This is a genomic window from Streptomyces sp. NPDC054932 (genome assembly GCF_053610205.1).
Window position 1 is genome coordinate 65,300 of the sequence record NZ_JBSGXU010000012.1, and the last position, 19,257, is coordinate 84,556.

Below are 19,257 nucleotides of genomic sequence, written 5' to 3' on the forward strand. Positions count from 1 at the left end.
CCGACGCGCCGAACGACCGGGCGTCGGCCGTGTCCCCGAGGAATGCCGGAGCCGCCCCATGTCGACCTTGCGAGTCACCGCCGAAGAGCTGACCGTCCACGAGCACCCGAACGCCGACGCGCTGGAACTCGCGCAGGTGGGCCTGTACCGGGCCGTGATCGCCAAGGGTGCCTACCGCACCGGCGAGTTCGCGATCTACATCCCCGAACAGGCGGTGCTCCCGGCCGATCTGATCGAGGAGCTCGGACTCACCGGGCGGCTCGCGGGCGGCTCCTCCGACCGGGTCAAGGCGGTCCGGCTGCGCGGGGAACTCTCGCAGGGTCTGGTGTGCGGGCCGCGTGCGCTCGCCGATGTGGACCTGGCCCGGGCGGCCAAGGAGGAAACGGACTTCGCGGAGCTGCTGGGCATCACGAAATGGGCCCCGCCCATACCCACGACCATGAGCGGCGAGGTCGAAGCCGCCGCCGACCTGATGCCGTGGGTGGACATCGAGAACCTCCAGCGCTACCCGCACATCTTCGAGCCGGGCGAACCGGTCGTCCTCACCGAGAAACTGCACGGCACCGCCTGCCTGTTCACGTACGTGGTCGACGGCGAGCGGTCCATCGTCTCCTCCAAGGGGTTCGGCTCGAAGGGGCTGGCGCTCAAGGAGGACGAGCGCAACCTCTACTGGCGGGCCGTACGCGGCCACGGCGTACCGGGCGTCGCGGCGGCCCTGGCCGAACGTCTCGGCGCGACCCGGGTCGGGATCTTCGGCGAGGTGTACGGCGCGGGAGTCCAGGACCTCTCCTACGGGACCGACGTGCGCACCGCCGACGCGCCGCCCGGATTCGCCGCCTTCGACGTGTCCGCCGAGATCGACGGGCAGGTGCGCTGGCTGGACCCGACGGCCGTCCTGACGGACGGTGAGCTTCCGCTGGTGCCACGGCTGTACGAGGGTCCCTACGACCTCGGCACCGTGCTGGAGCTGGCGAGCGGCCGCGAGACCGTCTCCGGGAAGGCCGTTCACCTGCGCGAGGGCGTCGTCATCCGGCCGTCGGCGGAGCGGTACAGCCCGGTCGTGGGCGGCCGCGCCATCGCCAAGGCGGTCAGCCCGGCGTACCTGACCCGCAAGGGCGGCACCGAGTACGAGTGACCGGTGCGGGCCGGTCCCGGCCGGTCCGGGCCGGCCAGTGGCTGCTCCGCACCGACCGGCCCCCTCGGTGCCACGCCACGCCGCGCCGCGCCCGCCCCGCCTCGTGGGGCGGGCGCTTCGTGCATGGTGGGATGGGCCGGGGGCGGGTTCCACCAGCACACGGAGAGGTCGGGTACATGTCCCAGTCGGGCCGGAGCAGCCAGGAAACCATGCGGGCAATGGCGTACGAGACGTACGGCGGGACGGAGGTGCTCTCCGAGACCCGGCTGCCGATGCCCAAGGTCGGACCCGGCGAAGTCCTCGTCAGGGTCAAGTGCGCCGGCGTCAACCCCGTCGACTGGAAGATCATGTCGGGCGGGCTCGACGCCCTGATGGACGTCGTGTATCCGGTGGTCCCCGGCTGGGACGTGTCCGGCACCGTCGAGCGGGTCGGCATCGACACCCCCGAATACACCGAGGGCGACGAGGTCATCGCGTACGCCCGCAAGGACTACGTGCACGGCGGGACGTTCGCCGAATTCGTCACCGTGCCCGTACGCGCCCTGGCGCACAAGCCCACCTCGCTCGACTGGGCCGAGGCCGCCGGACTCCCGCTCGCCGGGCTCACCGCCTACCAGCTGCTCACCCGCCTCGGCACCGGCAAGGACGACACCGTCCTCATCCACGGCGCGGCGGGCGGTGTCGGCTCCTTCGGCGTGCAGATCGCCCGCGCCCTGGGCGCCCGGGTCATCGGTACCGCTTCCCCGCGCAACCACGACCGGGTGCGTGAACTGGGCGGCGAACCCATCGAGTACGGGGACGGACTCGCCGATCGCGTGCGCGCACTCGTACCCGACGGCCCCACGGTCGTCGCGGACTTCGTCGGCGGGGTCGGCGCCGTCACCCGGGAGGTGCTGCACGACGACGGGCGGCACGCCTCCATCGCCGACCCCAGTGTGCTCGGGGCGGGCGGCGAGTGGATGTGGGTCCGCCCGGTCGGCAGCGATCTGGCCGAACTGGGCCGGCTCGCCGACAGCGGACAGCTGAAGGTGCCGGTCGCCAGGACCTTCCCGCTGGGCGAGCTCGCCGCCGCCTTCGAGCTGAGCCAGGGCCAGCACACGGCAGGGAAGATCATCATCGAGATCTGACGCGTCACGCCAGGTCCGGCACCTCTCCGCAGGCCGCCCAGGAGACCTCGACCCCCGGCAGGCCCGACCGCCAGGGGCCGGCCAGGGCGGCCAGGCGTGCCGCGTCCGGCGGGGTGGCGCCGAGGCCGATCGCGTAGCGGGCCAGGGCCGGGCCGGACTCGAAGGGACGGGGCCAGGCGTGCGCGTCCGCGACGCCCGACTCCTCCAGCGCGCCGAGCAGGGCCCGCATCCGCCCGCGCACCCGGCCCAGCGTCTCCTCGAACTCCCCCTCGGAGGCGGACCGTACGGTCACCACGGCCCAGGCGGCGTGCCGGCGGTGCAGCGGAGGCGGTCCCGGTTCCCACCCGCCGTCCCCGTCTCCGTTCCCATCCCCGGCCTTGCTCCTGCTTCCGTCCCCGGACTCCAACAGCTCCCAGGCCGCGTACAGCTCCTGGACCAGCAGGTCGCGCAGGCCCGGCCCCACCTGGGCCGTGCAACTGCGCACCGGCTCCGACGGAGTGAGCACCGTGACCGGATCCGGTCCACCCGCCGGGCCCGGGGCCGCCGACGACAGGGACACCGGCTCCCGCCAGTCCCAGGCGGCCCACCTGCCGAAGAACTCGCGCAGCAGGGCATCGGGCGGCAGCGCTCCGGCCTCCTCGACCGTGCGCGCCGCGAGCACCGCCCAGGCCAGCCCGGGCAGTCCGCCGAACGGCGCCGCGTCCAGCCCACGGGCCCGCGCCCACGCCTTCACCTGCCGCGCCAGCCCGGCGAACGCGGCATGCTCCGCGCCCACCCGTTCCCCCACGGCATCGGCGTCGCTGACCGCGCTCAGCGCGATCGCGGAGGCCTCGCCCAGCTCGGCCCGCCGTGCCACCGCGTGCGCCGGATCCAGCCCGTCGGTCGCCACCGCCACCAGATCCACCGACAGCGCACCGACGCGGAACCGCAGCCCCGGCACCCGGGCCCCCGTCACCTCGCGCAGCCGCACCGCCCCGGGCAGCGCCGCCGCCACCCGGTCCCGTACGAGAGCGGCATCGGCCCGGCCGGGCAGCGCCGCCACCAGGTCCAGGTCGGCCTCGGGCAGGGCGCAGCCCATGCGACGGGACCCGGCCAGGTGCACCTGCGCGCCGCCCAGAGCCGCCCTGACGCGTGCGACGACCGACTCGGCCGCCTCCTCCTGCGCTGCGGGGGCGGGGGCGGCGGTGGGCCGGTCCGCCCGCTCCGGCTCCCAGCGCACCGTGCCCGTGCCCAGCTCCACCGTCGCCCGGACCCGCATCGGCCCGTCCCCGCGCCGCGAGAGCACGGCCAGTTCACCGACGTGCGCGGCGACCGGGCCGCCGAGCCGCGCCGCGAAGGCCGCGACCGCCCGCTGCGGATCCCGGCTGCGCCCCAGGGTCAGATGCGGGGTGTAGCCGTGCTGTTCGGCCGTACGCCCCCGGCAGCCCGGGAAGCGCTCCGTCAGGGCGCGCCGGAGCTCCTGCCACGGAGCCTCACCGGCCGCCGCCGCGTCCAGCCAGACGGTGGCGTCCTCGCGGTGCCCGAAGCTGTGCACCCCCTCCAGCCGGGCGGGGAACGGCCCGGTCGCGGCGGCCGCCTCCGCCAGCAGCGGCAGCGCCTCGGCGAAGGAGGACTCGGGCACGAAGCCGAAGAGCAGGTTCACGTGCGCGGGCCAGCGCCCGGCCTGCGGGTCGTGCTCCCGGCGCAGCTCCTGCACCGCCTCCGGCAGGTGCGGCGGCAGCCACGCCACCGCCGTCCGGGCCGTCGCCGGTACGTCGAGCCGCCCGGGCCCGCCGTCCCGCGCGCCGAGCTCCACCGTCGCCTCGACCCCGAAGTGGTCGGAGATGAACAGGCCTTCCGGGGCCGGAGAGTCGCCGCGCAGCGCCGCCCGGGTCACCCGCGCCGCCCCGGACCGCAGCAGGATCCGGTCCAGCCGGGACGCCCGCCCCGACAGCGAGCCCACCGCGGCCAGTGGATTGGCCGCCGGATCGAAGGTCGGCGTATCGTCCGCCGCCCCGTGCACCTCGCTCCAGGCGTCCCGCATGCCGAGCGCGGCCGCGGGCCCCTCGGCGCCGTGGCGGCCGTCGTTGAAGTCGCCCAGCAGGGCCACCCCGGCTTCGATACCGCCGAGGCCCTCCGCGAGCCGGGCCAGTTCGGCATCGCGCCGGCCGGCCCCGTTCTCGGAGTGATCGCTGGTCAGGTGGGTGGCGGCGACGACCAGCGGGCCGGCGGCGGTGCCCACCGTCACGGCGGTGACCGCCTTGTGCGGGCGCAGCAGGTGCATCCCCGCCTCGCGCACCGGCAGCCGGCTGAGCACCAGCAGCCCGCACTCGACGACGTCCCGGCCGCCCGGATCCGTGCCGAGGGTGTACCCGGCCCGCACCCACGGCGCCGCCAGCAGCATGCGGAGCAGCTCCGGTTCGACCTCCTGGAGCGCGATGACATCGGCATCGGCGGCCTCGAGATCGGCCAGCAGCAGCGGCCTGCGCCGGGCGGTGGCGATGCGCGGGGCGTCGTACCGGTCCCACAGGGTGTTCCAGGTCAGCAGTCGCACCGCGGTGGTGGCGGCCGCGGTCGCGCCCCGGCCCCCGCCCGCGGTCGCGCCCCGGACGCCGCCCGCCGGGGATTCAGCGGGCCGCCAGGCGCCGCCGTCCGCCGGGTCCCACGCGTGCGGGGTCCGTGCGGTGAAGAACGGGGCCCGCAGCAGCCGCGGATCGCGGACCCGGCCCGCCGCGGTGTCATCGATCCGGTCCACGCCGGTGCTCCGGTCCCACACCAGCTCGCCGTCGGCCTCGACGAACAGCACCCGGTGCCAGGGGATGTCCCCGCCGGGCACGAAGGAGGGCAGCGGGACGCGCTTGGGCGCGGCCCCGCGCTGGAGCAGTCCGAGCACGAACCGCGCCGGATCGAACCGGGAGTCCCAGCGGACCTGGTGGTAGAGCTCCTCGCTGGTACGCATCAGTACTGTCCCCGTCCCGTGTCCGCGCGACCGGCCGCGAGGCCCCCCGCCGTGTCCTCGACGTGCCCGGCCGCACCGACGTACCACGTACGGTGCGCCTGACCGGCGTACGGCGGGCTGAACCGGTGCACCTGCGAGGTCAGCACCTGTGAGGGCACCGGATGCGGGCGCACGGTGTTGCGCCGCACCAGCTCCGCCTCCTCCACCAGCACCACGGCGTGGGTGACCAGCGCGTCGCGGCGCCGTGCGACCGATCCGGCCAGCCCGCGCTGCTGGTCGGTCAGCGAGGTGGCGTCCCACACGACCGTCCCGCCCCGGGCCAGGGCCGCGTCGAGGCGGTCCAGCCCCTCGCTCAACACCTCGGCGTTGCCCCGCTGGTCCGCCCGGGAACCCCGGGCCGTGCGCAGCTCGTCAAGACTGATGTACGCGTCCACGCCGGGCAGTTCGCGGCCGAAGGTGCTCTTCCCGCTGCCCGAGGGCCCGCAGAGCTGCACCAGCCGGGGAAACGTTCCCTCACGCCACTGCCAGGTCGCCGCCACCGCCTCCTCCACCGCGGACCCGGAGATCCTGCCGTGCCCGAACGCGCTCCGGGCCTGCGCCCAGCAGCGGTCGGCGGCGTCCGCGTCCAGCCCGGCGAGGGACTCCCGCAGCCCGGTGCGCAAGGACGCCAGCGGATCGGCGCCGAGCAGCCCCGCCTCCTCGGCGCACAGCGCGGACCACTCCACGCACTCCCGCGCCTCCGTCCCCTCGGCCAGCGCCCCGGCGAGCGCGTGCAGCACCCCGAGATCCGCCGCCGCGGCCATCCGGACCAGCCCGGCCCGCCGGTCCGCGTCCGGGAACGGCCGCTGCAGGTACGGGTACAGCCCCACCAGGTCGGCGACCCGCCGCGCGAGCCCCATCCCGGCCGGGCCGGCCGCGAGCCGCGACGCGATCCGGGCCCGCGGCTCGTGGCGGAGCACGGCGGCCAGGACGCCGGCCAGCCGGTCCTCCCCGGTCCGCCCCGCCCCGTCGATCCGGGCGGTGACTTCGGCCACCTCGTCCGCGTCGGCGCAGTCGGCGGAGCCGTGCGCGTCCGTCCCGACGGCGGCGGACAGCCCCGCCACATCGGCCTCGGCCCCTGCGCGCACCGCCCACAACGGGGCCGTCGGGCCGAGCCCGTTCGGCACGACCTGCGCGAACATCCAGTGCGTACTCGTCTGCACATGGCCGCCGCGCACCCATTTGGCCACGCACCGACCGAACTCCTCGCGGGTGAAGCCGTCCGCCGTGCGGACGACGTACCCCTCCTGCCGCGTCGTGTCGAGCCTCAGCTTGCGCAGGGCCCGTTCGTCGAAGGTGCCGCGCCACAGCACGCGCGGGGTGGGCACCCCCAGTCCCCGCAGGAACCGTACGGTCCGGTCCCAGTCCAGGCAGTGCTCCCCGTCCCACACCGAGAACCCGTAGAACCAGCTGTCCAGATCCTCGTACGGGATCGAGTGCCGGGCGTACAGGTTCTCCCCGCACACCCGCCAGCCGGCCGGGATCCCGGCGCCGATCCGGCCCTGGAGGCCCTTCACCCACGCCCGCGAGGGGTGGTGCGCCGAGTCGAGCGACCGCGCGTGCAGGCCGTCCGCGTACAGCGTGGTGTTCTCCCCGTCGAGCTTCTCCGTGACCACGACCTCGCGCCCGGCCAGCCCGGCGGGCCCGACGGCCCGGAGATCGTCGGCCGCGACCCCGGGGGACCAGGGCACATGCGGCGTACGGGGATAGTGGACGCGCATGATCCGCTCCTGCTCGACGTCGGGGGTGCCCGGTCACTCTAGGTAGCACGACCCGGGTGCATCCACCCAATAACGTCCCCCCGGACGCTCAGTGGGCGACGGTGAACCGCCTGCCCGCGTGCGCGTCGCGCTCGATCTCGTCGACCAGGGCGACGGCGAAGTCCTCCGTCGAGATCCGGCTCCGGCCGTCGTCGTCGACCACCAGCCCGTCGAGCCCCAGCCGGTACGTGCCCGTGCGCTCGCCCGGCCCGATGTGCGCGGCCGGGCTCAGGCAGGTCCAGCGCACCTCCTCCACCGGCACGGTCCGCAGGAAGTCCAGGGCGTCCCCGTGGGCGTGCATCAGGGCCAGGACGGGAGCCGGAACACCGGCCTGGTCCCAGACCAGCGGGCCGCCGGGGGTCCGCAGCGAACCGGCTCCGCCGACGATGACCACCCGCGGCGCGGGAGCGTCCGTACCGAGCGACCGCACCCCGCCGATCAGCGACCTCGCGGCGGTCACGAGGGCACCGGGATCCCCGGGGTCGGGCCGGAAGGCGCTGACCACCACGTCGTGCCCGGCCGCAGCTCCGGCCACCGACACCGGATCGAGGACGTCGCCGAGCACCACCGCCGCGCCCCCGCTCCCGTAGTCCGGCAGCCTCGCCGGATCGCGGACGACCGCCGTGACCTCGTGGCCGCGCCGGAGTGCTTCGTGCAGCACCCGTGTTCCGATGCTGCCGGTCGCGCCGAAGAGGGCGATCTTCGCCATGGCGACTCCCTGGGGATGGAAGCTGGACGGGGCTCCGGTCGGGCCCCGCCCGGCCCATCCAAGCGAACCCGCACGCCGCCCCCGGGCAGCCGGGCCGGGGCCAGTCGGATGATCCCGGGGGCCGGGACGGGGACGGGGCCGGGACGGGGACGGGGACGGCAGGCCGCGCCCCGTTCGCCGTCAGCCGCGGACCGGTACCGCGGCGGCCAGCTGACCGGCCGCCGCGAAGTGCAGCCGCTCCAGCCGGGCCGCGTACGGCCAGCCGGCCGCCCGGTAGAAGCACAGGTCGCTCGGGATCGGCACGGCCCGCAGGTCGGCGGCGTGCGTCCCGTCCGGCAGTTCCGTGGCCGCCGCGAGCAGGGGGTCCGCCGAGCCCGCCCATTCGCGGACCGGGGCGGGCCGCGGCCAGGGCTCCCCGGTGTTGGGGAACAGCCACCGGGTGTCCCGGGCCATCCGCGCGGCGAAGTCGGGCCCCGCCGCGGCCCGCCGGGCCAGCCGGGCGAAGGTCAGCAGCAGGTCCGGCAGGGACTCGGCCAGCAGGGCCAACTCCGGGTACTCCCGCAGCTTCTCCCCGTCCCCGGGCACGGATACGACGTACCCCCACCGTCCGGTCGCCGGGTCGATGCGGATCTGCGCGAGGGCGTGGGCACGCCCGTGGCCGATCCGGGCCAGCGGCCAGTACGAACCGTCGCCGCCCAGCATGCGGTGCAGTTCGGGCTCGACCGCGTGCTCGGGCGCCCCGGGCAGCAGCCGCAGTGCCGGCAGTCCCGCGATCGCCACCCCGCCGATCTCCCGGAGCACGGCCCGGACCTCCTCCGGGACCGGCACCGCCCAGCCGTCCATGACGGAGTCGGCGCAGCCCGCGTCGAGTGCGACGAGGCCGGGGTGGAGGGCGGCCAGTTCGCGCAGTTCGGCCACCGCGCACCGGGCGGCGTTCGCCGGGACGCTGTGGCGGCGCACCGCCCGGCCGAGGAAGTCCCCGCTGACCACGCTGCGCAGCAGCAGGGCCCGGCCGTCACCGGCGATCCGGAACTGGACCTCGCTGCTCCCGGTGTCGGCCGTGTTGTGGAAGGTGGAGAAGTACGGTTCCCAGTCCACGGCGCACGGATAGCCGGGCAGGCCGCGCAGGTCGACGAGATCGGTGAGCGGGTCGCCGCGGCCGACGAGCGCGGCGAGTTCGGGGTCGGCGGCCCCGTCCGCCCCGGCCCCCTCGGCCAGTTCGACGGTGGGGGTGGCCGGGACGGAGAACCTTCCCCTGGGCCGCTCCGCCACCCCGTCGGCGAGCCGCTCGGCGAACCCGGCGAGCCAGGCGGCGAAGTCCGGTGCCTCGACGGTGACATCCGGGTCGGCGCCCCAGGGATTGACGGCCACGACCGGCCCCCAGCCGGCCGCCCCGACCCCGACCCCGACGATGAGCGATCCCTCGCCGAAGTCCGTTTCCCCCAGGGTCCAGCAGCCGTCCTCGAACACCTCCCGGCCGCGCGGCCCGAAACGGTACTCGTGGTCCTCGGTCTCCAGGCCGCCGATCTCCCGCAGGACACGGCGGACCTCCTCCGGCACCGCGACGGTCCAGCCGTCCAACTCGGCGTCCGTGAAGCCCTCGAACAGTTCCAGCTCGTCCGGCCGCTCCTGCGCCAGCTCCTTCAGCGCCCGCACGGCTTCCGCCGCCTGCGGCCCCGCGTCGTACATGTCCGTGGCTCCCCGTGTCGTCCGCTCTGCGGCTCAGAGACTATCCCCGGAGACCGGCGGGACATGACGCCGGTGAACGCAACCTCCAGGAGACCTCCAGGAGGGCCCCGGCGCCCCGGACCCTCAGCGGCAGAGGGCGACGATGGACGGGGACACGGTGCCCCTGGCCGCCTCGCACAGGGCGGCCATGTCGAACGTGCGCTGCGGTGCGGGCCCGGGCTCGGCCACCGCCGGCGGCCGCCTGCGGGGTTTCGCCGGGGCCGCGGGCTTCGCCCGCTTCGCGGCCCGCTTGGGCCTCGGTGGCTTCGTGGTGACCCGGCGCGGCCGGGGCGGCCGCTCGGCAGCGGCCCGTACGGGCGCCGGTCCGGCGGCCTCCGGCGGTGCGGGTGACGGGGGAGGGGCGGGCGCTGCCGGTTCGGCCTGGCCCGGAAGGGGGCTCAACGGCAGCGCGAGGGCGGCCGGTTCCCGTGGCTCCGCACGTGCCTCCGTACGTGCCGTCGCGGGCGCGGGCGCCGGCCGCGGTGCGTCCGGCGGAGCGGCGGGACGTACCGTCACACAGCCGGTGGCCAGCACGAGTGCGGCAAGGGTCAGGGACAGGGCCCGGCGCAGCTGCATCCGCCCAGCCTGCCGCACCGGCGCCGCACGAGCCGAACCCGCCACACGGATGGATGAAAGCGGCGATCGCCGGGTCAGGTCGCGGCGGCGTCGCCGGCGCCGTCGGCCGCACGGTTCCGGCGTGCGGCGAAGACGGTGCCCGCACCGGCGGCCAGCAGCACGCCCGCGCCGCCGAGCAGCCACGCGCCGGGACCGGCTCCGGTCTCGGGGAGCGCGGCCTGCGGTGTGGACCCGGCGGTGCCTGACGGGGCCGGGTCGTCCGCCGGCGCGCCGGGGGCCTCCGCTGTACCGGCGGGGTCCGTCGCACCGGGCGAGGCCCGGCCCGTGTCCCCCTCGGCCTCGGCCCCGGCCCCGGTCCCGGTCCCGGTCCCGGTGATGCGGAACGACGCCAGGACGTCGTGCTGTCCGGCATCCGGTGTGCACCGCGCGTCGATCCTGCCCGGGGTTGCGAGATCGCCCCTCGCGTCCTTGAGGGTGAGGTGCGCGACGAGCCCACCGACGGTGATCCGCGCGCTTCCCGCCCGGCTGAAGGTGAGCGCCGGTGCGGAACCGGACGCGTCGATGTGGAAGGCCCCGGCCGCCGGGATGCGCGCCTTCACGTCGACCGGCACGTTCACCCGGCTGTCCCCCTCCGGGGCGGCCACGCGGGCCTGCGCCTCCACCGTGCCCTCGACCGTCGTCACACCGAGCCGGCCCAGCGCCTGCGCAGCGTCCGCGGGCACCGGCACCGAAGCGTGGAGGGGAAAGGCCGGGGTGGGCCTCGCGACCTCGACCGACCGGGGGACGTCGGAGCGGATCCGCACCGTGACGGGAAGATTCCCGATCAGTCCGGTCGCGCACGTGTACCGCAGGGTGAGCGACACCGGGTCCGCGGCCGCGGGTCCGGTTCCCGGGAGTCCCAGCACCCCGCCCGCAACCGCTGCGACCGTCGCGAGCCGGAGCGGGCCGCGTGGCACCGGAATGCTGCGGTCGGCACGGCCCCTCCGGCGCCGTCCGTGGGGGTTCTGGGTGTGCTTGCCCGTCCTCATGCTGACTCCCGTCAAAGTGTGGTGATCTCTCGGAGGAATATGCGGTGCAGCGATGTGCCCGGCACGGCCGGTCCGGCCCGGTCGGGTCCGGCCCGGCCCGTCACCGGCCCGGCGAGCCGGTGCCGCCGCCGCGGCCCGTCAGAAAGTCCCGGGTCAGGTGATCCTGGAGTTGGGCGTGCCGGAACTGATAGACCGCGCCGGCCTGGCGCAGTACGTCCCGCTCGCACGCGTCGTCGAGGAAGGCGACCAGCCGCCAGGGCAACTGCCCGGTGAGCGGCAGCCAGATGCGCGCCAGGGCCACCCACTGGCCCCAAGCGGTGAAAGCCAGTCCATAGGCGAGTCCGCCCGCGAAGGCGGCTTCGATCCCGAAGGCGAGCCCCACCAGGAGCCCCCAACCGGGCCCGGCCACGACCGCGTTGGCGCATCCGGCTCCCGTCCCGAACACGAGCGCCCACACCAGCAGATAGAAGGCCACGTTCCTGCGGTCCTGGCCGAGCAGCTCCGAGGAGCTGACACCGGATGCGATGTCGACGGGAACTTCCAGCCAGGCCATGAGCCCGAGTACCGTCCCCACCCCGAGCCCGAGCCCGGGAACGAACACGAGGCCCCCCATCAGCCCCCCGTCCAGGCCGTCCCCGAGCCCCAGTGACTCGACGACGACCCGGTCCAGGAAGAGGATGACGAGCGCGGCCAGGACCCCGCACGCGAGCCCCAGCCGGAACCTGGGGAGGACAGCCGTGGTCCTGCGCCCGGTCCTGCCGAAGACCTGGATGCGTACGCGCGTCGGCTCTGCCGCGCCCTTCGACACGAATCCGTACACGAGCCCGAACAACAGCCCGTTCACGAGCCCATGGAGGAGCCCGACCACGAGCCCCCGCACGAGCGCGAACCTGAGCCCGAAGGACGTGGCGAGCAGGTCCGCGGGAACGTTCCCGATGGCGGTCGTCACCCCGAGGGCCAGGGCGGCCAGGAATCCGATCACGAGCATGCGCGAGGAGCGACTCATCGTGGTGCCCAGCTGCCACCAGGCGAGGTCACGTGCCGGGACGCCCGTGCCCGCCCTGCCGAGTCGGTCCAGGTGCGCGGCGAGGTAGCCGAGCCACTGCTGCGCACGGTCGGGGTTCCAGTCGTGCCGCCGCCGACGGCCGCTGCCGCCGTCGGTCGGGGAGGGCTCGTAGGCGGCCGGGGTGAACGCGGCCAGCAGATGCCGCTGCAGGGCCTCCGGGGAGGCGAACGCGGTGGTCTCCAGGAGCCGTACGGGGTCGGCCCCGGGGGAGTCGCTGTAGACGGCACGGGCCATGGCGACCATCAGCGGCGTGACGAGCACCCTGGCCACGTTCTCCGCGCCCTGACTGCGCCGTTGCCTGCGCAGCTCGTCCAGGACGGGCTCCCACACGGTGCTGCGCACACCGCCGTCCGTACCCGGACGGCTGGTGAGGGGAAGGTAGAGGGCGACGTCGTCCAGGGTCAGGTCGTCCAGCTCGACGACGGCGGCCTTCGGGAACGGGCGGGTCGCCACGGCCTCGGCGTACTCCCCGGGCCGACTGGTGAGGAGCAGCGGGGCGCTGGTGCGGTCGAGCTCCTTGAGCGCCGCACGCCGCAGGCCGCCGGCGATCTCGTCGAACCCGTCCATGACGGGCAGGATCCAGCCGGAGTCGACCAGCGCGCCGGCCAGGTTCCCTCCGTGCGCGGCAGCAACGCCGAGACCGTGGTCGCGGACCAGCTGGTGGCACATCCAGTCGCGCAGGGAGACGGTGGTCGGGTCCCATGATCCCAGGCTGAAGATCACCGGTACGGGCTGGTCCGGCGTACGGGCGCCCAGCCAGTCGAGGACGAAGCGCAGGGTCAGGATCGTCTTGCCCGCCCCGGCCGCACCCAGCACGACCAGCCGGCGGGACGGGACGGACCGGTACACCTCCACGATCCGGTCGATGCGGCCGCCCAGTGCGAGCGGGGCCGGATCCGCCCCGGGCGGATCGCATCGGATCTTGGCCCAGTGATCGAGCAGCCGCGCGTCACCGTTGCGGAAGCGCACGGGGAGCGGGAACGGGTCGTGCACGTGCCGACGCCGCTCCTCCTTCCGCCATTGCGCGGCCACCCTGGAGGCGAGCAGCCCGGCCGCCTCCCGCAGCTCCGGCGCACCGGGGAGCGGCGTTGCACGGGGCAGCTCCGCCAGCCGGCCGGGGTGCGCCGGCAGGCCGATCACCGAGCTCAGTTCGCCGATCTCCTGCTGACCCACCTGTCGGTACCAGCGGTCCACCGGGCTCGCCGCGAGCGTGCCGAGCCCGTCGGAACGGTAGTGCTTGGTGATGACGCCGATCACGTACCCGCCGCTCCACACCGGGGCCCCCGACATGCCCTCCCAGGGCGAACGGCCCCGCTCGGGGTCGCGCTCCGGGGAGGACCTCAGGGTGATCTCCAGACTGCCCTCACGCTGGTTGGACAGCGGGGTGGTCTCACCGCGCGCGTGGTGGGAATCCCGGTACGACACGGCCGCACCGCCGTCCGGCGACGCGGTCCCGGTCCGCAGCCTGAACCTCGGGAATCCCAGCGCCTCGCACTCCACCGGCTTCGATACGCGGGCGAACCGGACCGGCGGGACGTCGCCACCGGCCGGGCCGCCCGCCCCCGGGCCGCGGACCGGCGCGCCGGCGATGGCGATCAGCGCGACGTCCGAGGCGGAGTTCACCCAGAACGGCCGGCCCTGCACCTCCTGAGTACCGCCGTCCTCAGTGAGGAAACGCACCTGCACCGTCGCCGCGCCGGACACCACGTGCGCGGCCGTCAGCACCACGTTCCCGGTCACCTGGTACCCCGACCCGCGCCCTCCGGCGCCCGCGCCGCACGTGGTGATGACCTGGACCGCCCGCCGCCGGTCGAGCCCGTCCGGCTCGGCCGCCCCGCCCACCACGGTGCTCACTGCTCGTGTGCGTCGGCGCGGCCGGAGATGAACGCCGGTTCGTCCGACCGGGCCAGGGCCGGCCGCAGCGCCAGTGAGATGCGCTGGGCCGAGACGGCGCTCACCGCCGCCTCCGCACCCGACTCCACCACCCAGAACCGCACTTTCGCCCCCGCCTGCCCCGACCGCTCCAGCGCGACCGACAGCTCCAACTCGATCGGTCCCAGCTCGAAGCGCAGCGCCTCGCCCTCCGCCGCGGCGATCGCCCGGCCGAGCTCCTCCCGTAGATCCCTGATCACGCTCGTCAACTCGATCACACCGTGTCCCTTGCGTTCCCCGGCTTCACAGCCGTTCTCCGTCGCATCTCTGCAACCATGACCGGACACGCTGCAGAGCAGATGAAATTCCGATGATGTGCGAAAACAGGGGCTTCTCCATGGACAGCGAACCTCCCGAGCAGCTCCGGATCGCGGTGCTCGGGCCGTTACGGGCGTGCCGGGGCGCAACACCACTCGATCTGGGGCCCGTCAAACGGCAGGCCGTGCTGGCCGCGTTGCTGCTCAGCCGGGGGGCCGTGGTGAGCCATGAGCAGCTGATGCACGGAGTGTGGGGGGCGGAGCCGCCCGGATCCGGCCACAAGGTGCTGGCCAGTCACGTCAACCCGCTGCGCCGGGCGCTCGACGCGCACGGCACCCGCCCTGCGGAGTCGGTGATCCGCAGCGGAAAGGGCTGGTACCGCTTCGTCGTCGACGGGGTCCGGCTCGATGTGGCGGACCTGACCGAGCGGGGCGTCGAGGCGCGCCGCACGAAGGCGTCCGGCGAGCTGGCCCGGGCCGTCGACGAGCTGTCCTCGGCGCTCGCCCTGTTCCGGGGCGAACCCCTGGCCGGCCTGCCGGGGTCGTTCGCGCAGGCCGAGCGGGAGCGGCTGTCGGAGCGCCGGCGAGGGCTACGGCTGGACAGACTCGAATGCCTGGTCCGGCTCGGCCGGTTCGGCGACGCCCTGGACGACCTCACCACCCTGTCCCCGTCCGACCGGTACGACGAGTCACTGCTGGCGCTGCGGATGCGGGCCCTCTACGGCTGTGAACGCCAGGCGGAAGCACTGAACGCCTATCAGGGCATGCGCGTACGGCTGCGTGACGAGCTCGGTGTCGATCCGGGGGAAGAGCTCCAGCGGCTGTACGAGGCGGTGCTGCGCCGCGACGACGCACACCTGCTCGGCCCGGCCGCCGCGCGCCCCGCCGTACCTCCCGCCGGGCCCCGGCCCCGCCGCACCGTCAACGAACTGCCGGGCGACGCGGGCCGCCTCGTCGGCCGGGAGGCCGAGCTCGCGCAGCTGACCGAGGACTGTGCACCCGGATCCGTGGCCATCGTGACGGTGGACGGGACGGCCGGTGTCGGCAAGACCGCGCTCGTCGTGCGCGCGGCCCGTGAGCTCAGCGACCGGTACCCGGACGGCAGCCTGTTCGTGGACCTGCGCGCGCACAGCACGCAGCGGCGGCAGACCCCCGAGCAGGCGCTGCAGCGCCTGCTGCGCTCCCTGGGCGCCGCCAAGGGAGAGTTGCCCAGCGACCTCGAGGAGCTCACCGCCGCCTGGCGTGCGGCGACCAGCCCGCTACGGCTGCTCCTCGTGCTGGACGACGTCCTGGACGCCGACCAGGTGCGACCGCTGCTGCCCGCGGGAGCGGGAAGCAGGGTGCTGGTGGCCGGCCGCCGACGGCTGCCCGAACTGGACGCCGACCGACGAGTCACGCTGGAGCCGCTGGGGAGCGGGGGTGCGGTGCTGCTGCTCTCGCACCTCATCGGGGAGGAGCGCGCGAGCAGCGAGCCGGAGGCGACGCGTCAGCTGGTCGGGCTGTGCGACGGGCTGCCGCTGGCACTGCGCATCGCCGGGTCGCGGCTGCAGAACCGCCGCACCTGGACGGTGGAGTACCTGGTGGGCCGCATGGCCGGCGACGAACGCCGACTCGGCGAACTGAGCATCGGGGACCGCAGCGTCGAGGCGGCCTTCCGGCTGTCGTACGACCAGCTCACATCAGACCAGCAGCTCGGATTCCGCGCCCTGGGCCAGGCGCCGACGGTCGAGTTCGATGTGCTGGCGCCGGCGGCCATGCTCGGCCGGCCGCCCCACGACACCGAGCGGATCCTGGAAAGCCTGGTCGATGCGAACCTCCTGCAACAGCCGCGCCCGGGCCGCTACCGATTGCACGACCTGGTCCGCGTGCACGCGCGGCGCCTCGCGGGAGCCCTGCCCGGCGAGGCCGCCGGCACACGCGGAGCCGCCCTGCGCCTCTATCTGGACGCCGCCCGGATCGCCAGTGACTGGGGCCTCCCCAACGGTTTCCCCACCGGACCCCGGCCCTGCGGAGCGTCGTTCGCCAACTGGAAGGACGCGGAGAGCTGGCTGGACGCGGCCGGTGGAGAGCTCGTCGACGTCGTCGGACACGCCGTGGCCCTCGGCGAGATCGACCACGCGTGCTGGATCGCCGAGGCGCTGGTCGACTACTTCACACGGCAGGGCCGCTATCACGAGTCCCAGACCGCCCTCGAGATCGCGCTCGCGCACGTGGACGGGGCCACCGACCCGCGGATGGCCCTCGCCCTGCGGAACTGCCTCGCCTACACCGGCGTGTTCCAACGCCGGTACGCGCATTCACGGGCCCTGTTCACCGAGGCGCTCCACCTCAGCCGCCGCGAGCTCTGCCCGGACGAAGAGGTCCGGGCCCTCATCGGCCTGGCGTCCGTCGAGGTGAGCGTGGGCGAGGGCGACCGGGCGATCTCCCGTGTCACCGAGGGGATGGGCCGGTCCCGGCCGCCGCACAACGACTGGGTGGCCTCGATCGCCTTCGTCATCCAAGGCCTCGCCCACCAGTTGAAGGGGCGGAACGAGGAGGCACTGGCCGGCTTCGCCGAGGCCCGTACCCACGCCGACAGGAGCGGCAGACCGCGCATGCTCGGCAGGGTCCTGAGTTTCGCCGCCGACATCCACCTCCGCCTCGGCCGGTACGCCGAGGCCAGGAGCCTGCTCCGCCAGGCCGTCCACCTGGTCGAGGACGCCGGGGACGTCTTCCTCTGCGCGCGCGGCCTGACCCGGCTGGGCACGGCGGAGCTGGGCGTGGGGGATCCGGGCGCGGCCGTGGCCCTCCACCACCAGGCCCTGGTCCAGCACCAGTTGCTGTCCCCGCTCACCGAACCCGCATACGACTGGCTGGAGATGGACATACGCTCGCGGCTGGGCCATGCCTACCTGGCGACGGGCCGCATCCACGAGGCGCTCGGGCAGTTCCGGGCCGTCCTCGAGGTGCCGGGTGCCCGCGGGCACCGCTGACCGAGCCCCGGGGGCCGGGGCCCAGGCGCCCGCCGACGCGCCCTCCTTACCCGGTCCGGGCCCCGCTCCGCCCCTGTGCGGCCAGCCGGAGCACGTGTTCCACCGGGCCGCGGCGCAGCGGGCTGTCGGCCCAGATCCGCTGCCAGGCCCAGGTCAGGGCCAGCGCCGCGCCGCTGAAGGCGATCCAGGCGGACCAGGACGCGGCGCCGTGCGCCGGACCGGCCAGCACCAGCGCGTGGACGACGTACGCGCTCAGCGCCATCGCCCCGAGCACCGTGAGCGGCCGGAGCAGGCGGGCGCCCACCCCGTGCCGTGCGACCAGGGCGCACAGGCCGATGAGGGCGCAGCCCACGCCCGCGTTGCCCAGGGTCTCCAGCGGGGTCTGGCTGTAGGGGTCGGCCACCAGCAGCCAGTCCCAGGAGGTGCTGGGCACGGCGCCGTACTGCCCGCTCAGCACCTCCCGTACGGGGTCGGCGGCGGCGATCGCCTCCGGGTGGTGGACCGCGATCGCCTCCAGCAGCCGCTGCCGGGCGCCGAACACATGGCTCGCGAGCCACGCGGAGCCGTATCCGGCGAGGGCTGCCGCCGTGCCCCACACCGCCATCCGCCGGGCCACCGCCAGGGCCCGCACGTCGCACAGCCGGGCGAGCGCCATCCCGACCAGGACGTACGGGAAGTAGGTGGCCAGCGGATACGCCCCGGTGAGCAGCAGTTCGCACAGCACCGCGCCCAGCCCGGACCAGCTGGTCAGATCGGCGGCCTCGGGGACCAGGCCGCGCCCGGAGGCCTCGTAGCCGAACACCGGGCCCAGCAGGAACGACAGCACCGGGCCGGCCGCCACCGAGACGCCCGCCACGGCGGTGAGCACCGGGGTGGAGAGGCGGGTGAAGGGCTCGGCCGCGAGGAAGTACACGGCGAAGAAGGCCAGGATGACGAGGATCCCGGGCCACAGCGAGGCGAGCCAGAGTCCGAGTACGGCCAGCACCGCGCTGCGGATCAGCAGGGGACGCCAGCGCCGCGCCCAGCCCGCGGGCCGCCGGGACGGGTCCAGGCCGCGCTGGGCGAGAACCAGGGAGAAGCCGGCGAGCAGGGTGAACAGGGCCGGGGCGCGTCCGTCGGCAGCGACGAGGAGGTATCCGGCGCCCTCGGGCTCCGGGCTCGGGCCGACGTGCACCGCGAACATGCCGAGGACGGCCAGGCCGCGCACGGCGTCGACGCCGGCCAGCCGGCCGGAGCCGCCGGCCGCGGGCCCGTCCGCCGTGCCCGCGCCGCCCGGGCGATCGGTGCCCCCCATGCCCCCCGTGCCCTTCACTCGGCGCACGTCACATGGTCGACGGCCACGGAGAAGCCCTCCGGCGGGGACTGCGCCGACACGGCCGGTTCGGCGATTCCCGTCGCGGTCCACCTCCGTCCGGGTTCCGCCGGGGTGCCCGTGGGGGAGGCGCGTCGCATGTGTGGGTCTCTCCTGGATCCGTGCGGTTGCGGGCCGTGCGTGCGAAGTGGTCGGACCGGCGGTTTTCATGCCGCCAGTCCGCATGCGGAACGTACCAGGGAGTGCATAACCAAGTAATAAGGAGGTATAGGGGTGGCAAAGGCACGGGGTGCCGGTCCGGGCGGGCGGGCGCCGTAACCCGCGGGCCGTGCCCGCTGTTGCACAGGCCGGCGGGTCCACCCACGGTGAACGGAGTCCGATGCCGCAGCTGACCGACCAGGGCACGATCGACGAACACCAGCAGGCGGGGACCTGGATGACCCCGGCGGAGTACGGAGCCTCGCGGGCCGCCGTGTGGACCGCCGCCGTCGTCCTCGTCACCGACGCCCGCGGCCGGATCCTCATCCAGAGCGTCGACTACCGCGCGGACCGGCTGCTGCCCGGCGGGGCGGTGGACGCGGGCGAGGCGCCGTCCGCGGCGGCCGCCCGCGAGCTGCGCGAGGAACTCGGCGTCGACGGGCGCTCCCCGCGCGGACTCGCCGTGGACTGGTTCCCCGG

General features: G+C 75.1%; 14 protein-coding genes. 4 read left to right on the forward strand and 10 right to left on the reverse strand.

Annotated elements, in window-relative coordinates; genetic code table 11:
* Nucleotides 1-58 precede the first annotated feature (58 nt).
* Nucleotides 59-1,135: an RNA ligase (ATP) gene (locus ACWGE1_RS05800; RefSeq protein WP_453419295.1), complete on the forward strand. Its 1,077-nt coding sequence runs from the start codon at nucleotides 59-61 to the stop codon at nucleotides 1,133-1,135.
* 218 nt (nucleotides 1,136-1,353) lie between these two features.
* On the forward strand, nucleotides 1,354-2,262 hold the full coding sequence (locus ACWGE1_RS05805) for an NADP-dependent oxidoreductase (protein WP_453419296.1): 909 nt from the start codon (nucleotides 1,354-1,356) through the stop codon (nucleotides 2,260-2,262).
* 4 nt (nucleotides 2,263-2,266) lie between these two features.
* Here ACWGE1_RS05805 and ACWGE1_RS05810 read toward each other — a convergent pair whose 3' ends face one another.
* The 8 genes from ACWGE1_RS05810 to ACWGE1_RS05845 form a co-directional block, all read right to left on the reverse strand.
* Complete coding sequence (locus ACWGE1_RS05810) at nucleotides 2,267-5,200, reverse strand: poly(A) polymerase (RefSeq protein ID WP_453419297.1); 2,934 nt, start codon at nucleotides 5,198-5,200, stop codon at nucleotides 2,267-2,269.
* Nucleotides 5,200-6,960, reverse strand: coding sequence for an RNA ligase family protein (locus ACWGE1_RS05815; RefSeq protein ID WP_453419298.1), 1,761 nt, complete (start codon nucleotides 6,958-6,960; stop codon nucleotides 5,200-5,202). The genes ACWGE1_RS05810 and ACWGE1_RS05815 overlap by 1 nt, the downstream gene beginning before the upstream one ends.
* A gap of 88 nt (nucleotides 6,961-7,048) precedes the next feature.
* Nucleotides 7,049-7,708, reverse strand: coding sequence for an NAD(P)-dependent oxidoreductase (locus ACWGE1_RS05820; protein WP_453419299.1), 660 nt, complete (start codon nucleotides 7,706-7,708; stop codon nucleotides 7,049-7,051).
* A gap of 180 nt (nucleotides 7,709-7,888) precedes the next feature.
* Nucleotides 7,889-9,397 carry a hypothetical protein gene (locus ACWGE1_RS05825; protein WP_453419300.1) on the reverse strand — a complete coding sequence of 503 codons (1,509 nt, stop codon included), beginning with the start codon at nucleotides 9,395-9,397 and terminating at the stop codon, nucleotides 7,889-7,891.
* Nucleotides 9,398-9,520: 123 nt separating this feature from the next.
* Nucleotides 9,521-10,012 (reverse strand): hypothetical protein, encoded by a 492-nt coding sequence (locus tag ACWGE1_RS05830; RefSeq protein ID WP_453419301.1) that lies wholly within the window; start codon nucleotides 10,010-10,012, stop codon nucleotides 9,521-9,523.
* Between the two features lie 74 nt (nucleotides 10,013-10,086).
* Complete coding sequence (locus ACWGE1_RS05835; RefSeq protein WP_453419302.1) at nucleotides 10,087-11,040, reverse strand: DUF6801 domain-containing protein; 954 nt, start codon at nucleotides 11,038-11,040, stop codon at nucleotides 10,087-10,089.
* Nucleotides 11,041-11,140: 100 nt separating this feature from the next.
* Complete coding sequence (locus tag ACWGE1_RS05840) at nucleotides 11,141-13,960, reverse strand: NACHT domain-containing protein (RefSeq protein ID WP_453419303.1); 2,820 nt, start codon at nucleotides 13,958-13,960, stop codon at nucleotides 11,141-11,143.
* The gene (locus ACWGE1_RS05845) at nucleotides 13,957-14,256 is read right to left on the reverse strand and encodes a trypco2 family protein (RefSeq protein ID WP_453419304.1); all 300 of its coding nucleotides are present in this window, start codon (nucleotides 14,254-14,256) and stop codon (nucleotides 13,957-13,959) included. Before ACWGE1_RS05845 ends, ACWGE1_RS05840 begins: the two co-directional genes overlap by 4 nt.
* Nucleotides 14,257-14,375: 119 nt before the next feature.
* Here ACWGE1_RS05845 and ACWGE1_RS05850 point away from each other — a divergent pair, with 119 nt between their 5' ends.
* The gene (locus tag ACWGE1_RS05850) at nucleotides 14,376-17,267 is read left to right on the forward strand and encodes a BTAD domain-containing putative transcriptional regulator (RefSeq protein WP_453419305.1); all 2,892 of its coding nucleotides are present in this window, start codon (nucleotides 14,376-14,378) and stop codon (nucleotides 17,265-17,267) included.
* A 46-nt stretch (nucleotides 17,268-17,313) separates the two neighbouring features.
* Here the strand turns inward: ACWGE1_RS05850 and ACWGE1_RS05855 are convergent, their stop codons facing one another.
* Together ACWGE1_RS05855 and ACWGE1_RS05860 are read right to left on the reverse strand one after the other, a co-directional pair.
* Nucleotides 17,314-18,561 carry a DUF418 domain-containing protein gene (locus ACWGE1_RS05855; RefSeq protein WP_453419306.1) on the reverse strand — a complete coding sequence of 416 codons (1,248 nt, stop codon included), beginning with the start codon at nucleotides 18,559-18,561 and terminating at the stop codon, nucleotides 17,314-17,316.
* Between the two features lie 14 nt (nucleotides 18,562-18,575).
* A complete protein-coding gene (locus ACWGE1_RS05860; RefSeq protein ID WP_453419307.1) occupies nucleotides 18,576-18,719 on the reverse strand; it encodes a hypothetical protein in 144 nt (47 codons plus the stop codon).
* A gap of 239 nt (nucleotides 18,720-18,958) precedes the next feature.
* Between ACWGE1_RS05860 and ACWGE1_RS05865 the strand changes: the two genes are divergently transcribed.
* A partial coding sequence (locus tag ACWGE1_RS05865; RefSeq protein WP_453419308.1) for an NUDIX domain-containing protein occupies nucleotides 18,959-19,257 on the forward strand: 299 nt, incomplete at its 3' end.

Coding starts and splice junctions, on each gene's coding strand:
- ACWGE1_RS05800 (WP_453419295.1), top strand. CDS start 59: ATGTCGACCTTGCGAGTCACCGCCGAAGAGCTGACCGTCCACGAGCAC.
- ACWGE1_RS05805 (WP_453419296.1), top strand. CDS start 1,354: ATGGCGTACGAGACGTACGGCGGGACGGAGGTGCTCTCCGAGACCCGG.
- ACWGE1_RS05810 (WP_453419297.1), bottom strand. CDS start 5,200: ATGCGTACCAGCGAGGAGCTCTACCACCAGGTCCGCTGGGACTCCCGG.
- ACWGE1_RS05815 (WP_453419298.1), bottom strand. CDS start 6,960: ATGCGCGTCCACTATCCCCGTACGCCGCATGTGCCCTGGTCCCCCGGG.
- ACWGE1_RS05820 (WP_453419299.1), bottom strand. CDS start 7,708: ATGGCGAAGATCGCCCTCTTCGGCGCGACCGGCAGCATCGGAACACGG.
- ACWGE1_RS05825 (WP_453419300.1), bottom strand. CDS start 9,397: ATGTACGACGCGGGGCCGCAGGCGGCGGAAGCCGTGCGGGCGCTGAAG.
- ACWGE1_RS05830 (WP_453419301.1), bottom strand. CDS start 10,012: ATGCAGCTGCGCCGGGCCCTGTCCCTGACCCTTGCCGCACTCGTGCTG.
- ACWGE1_RS05835 (WP_453419302.1), bottom strand. CDS start 11,040: ATGAGGACGGGCAAGCACACCCAGAACCCCCACGGACGGCGCCGGAGG.
- ACWGE1_RS05850 (WP_453419305.1), top strand. CDS start 14,376: ATGGACAGCGAACCTCCCGAGCAGCTCCGGATCGCGGTGCTCGGGCCG.
- ACWGE1_RS05855 (WP_453419306.1), bottom strand. CDS start 18,561: ATGGGGGGCACCGATCGCCCGGGCGGCGCGGGCACGGCGGACGGGCCC.
- ACWGE1_RS05860 (WP_453419307.1), bottom strand. CDS start 18,719: ATGCGACGCGCCTCCCCCACGGGCACCCCGGCGGAACCCGGACGGAGG.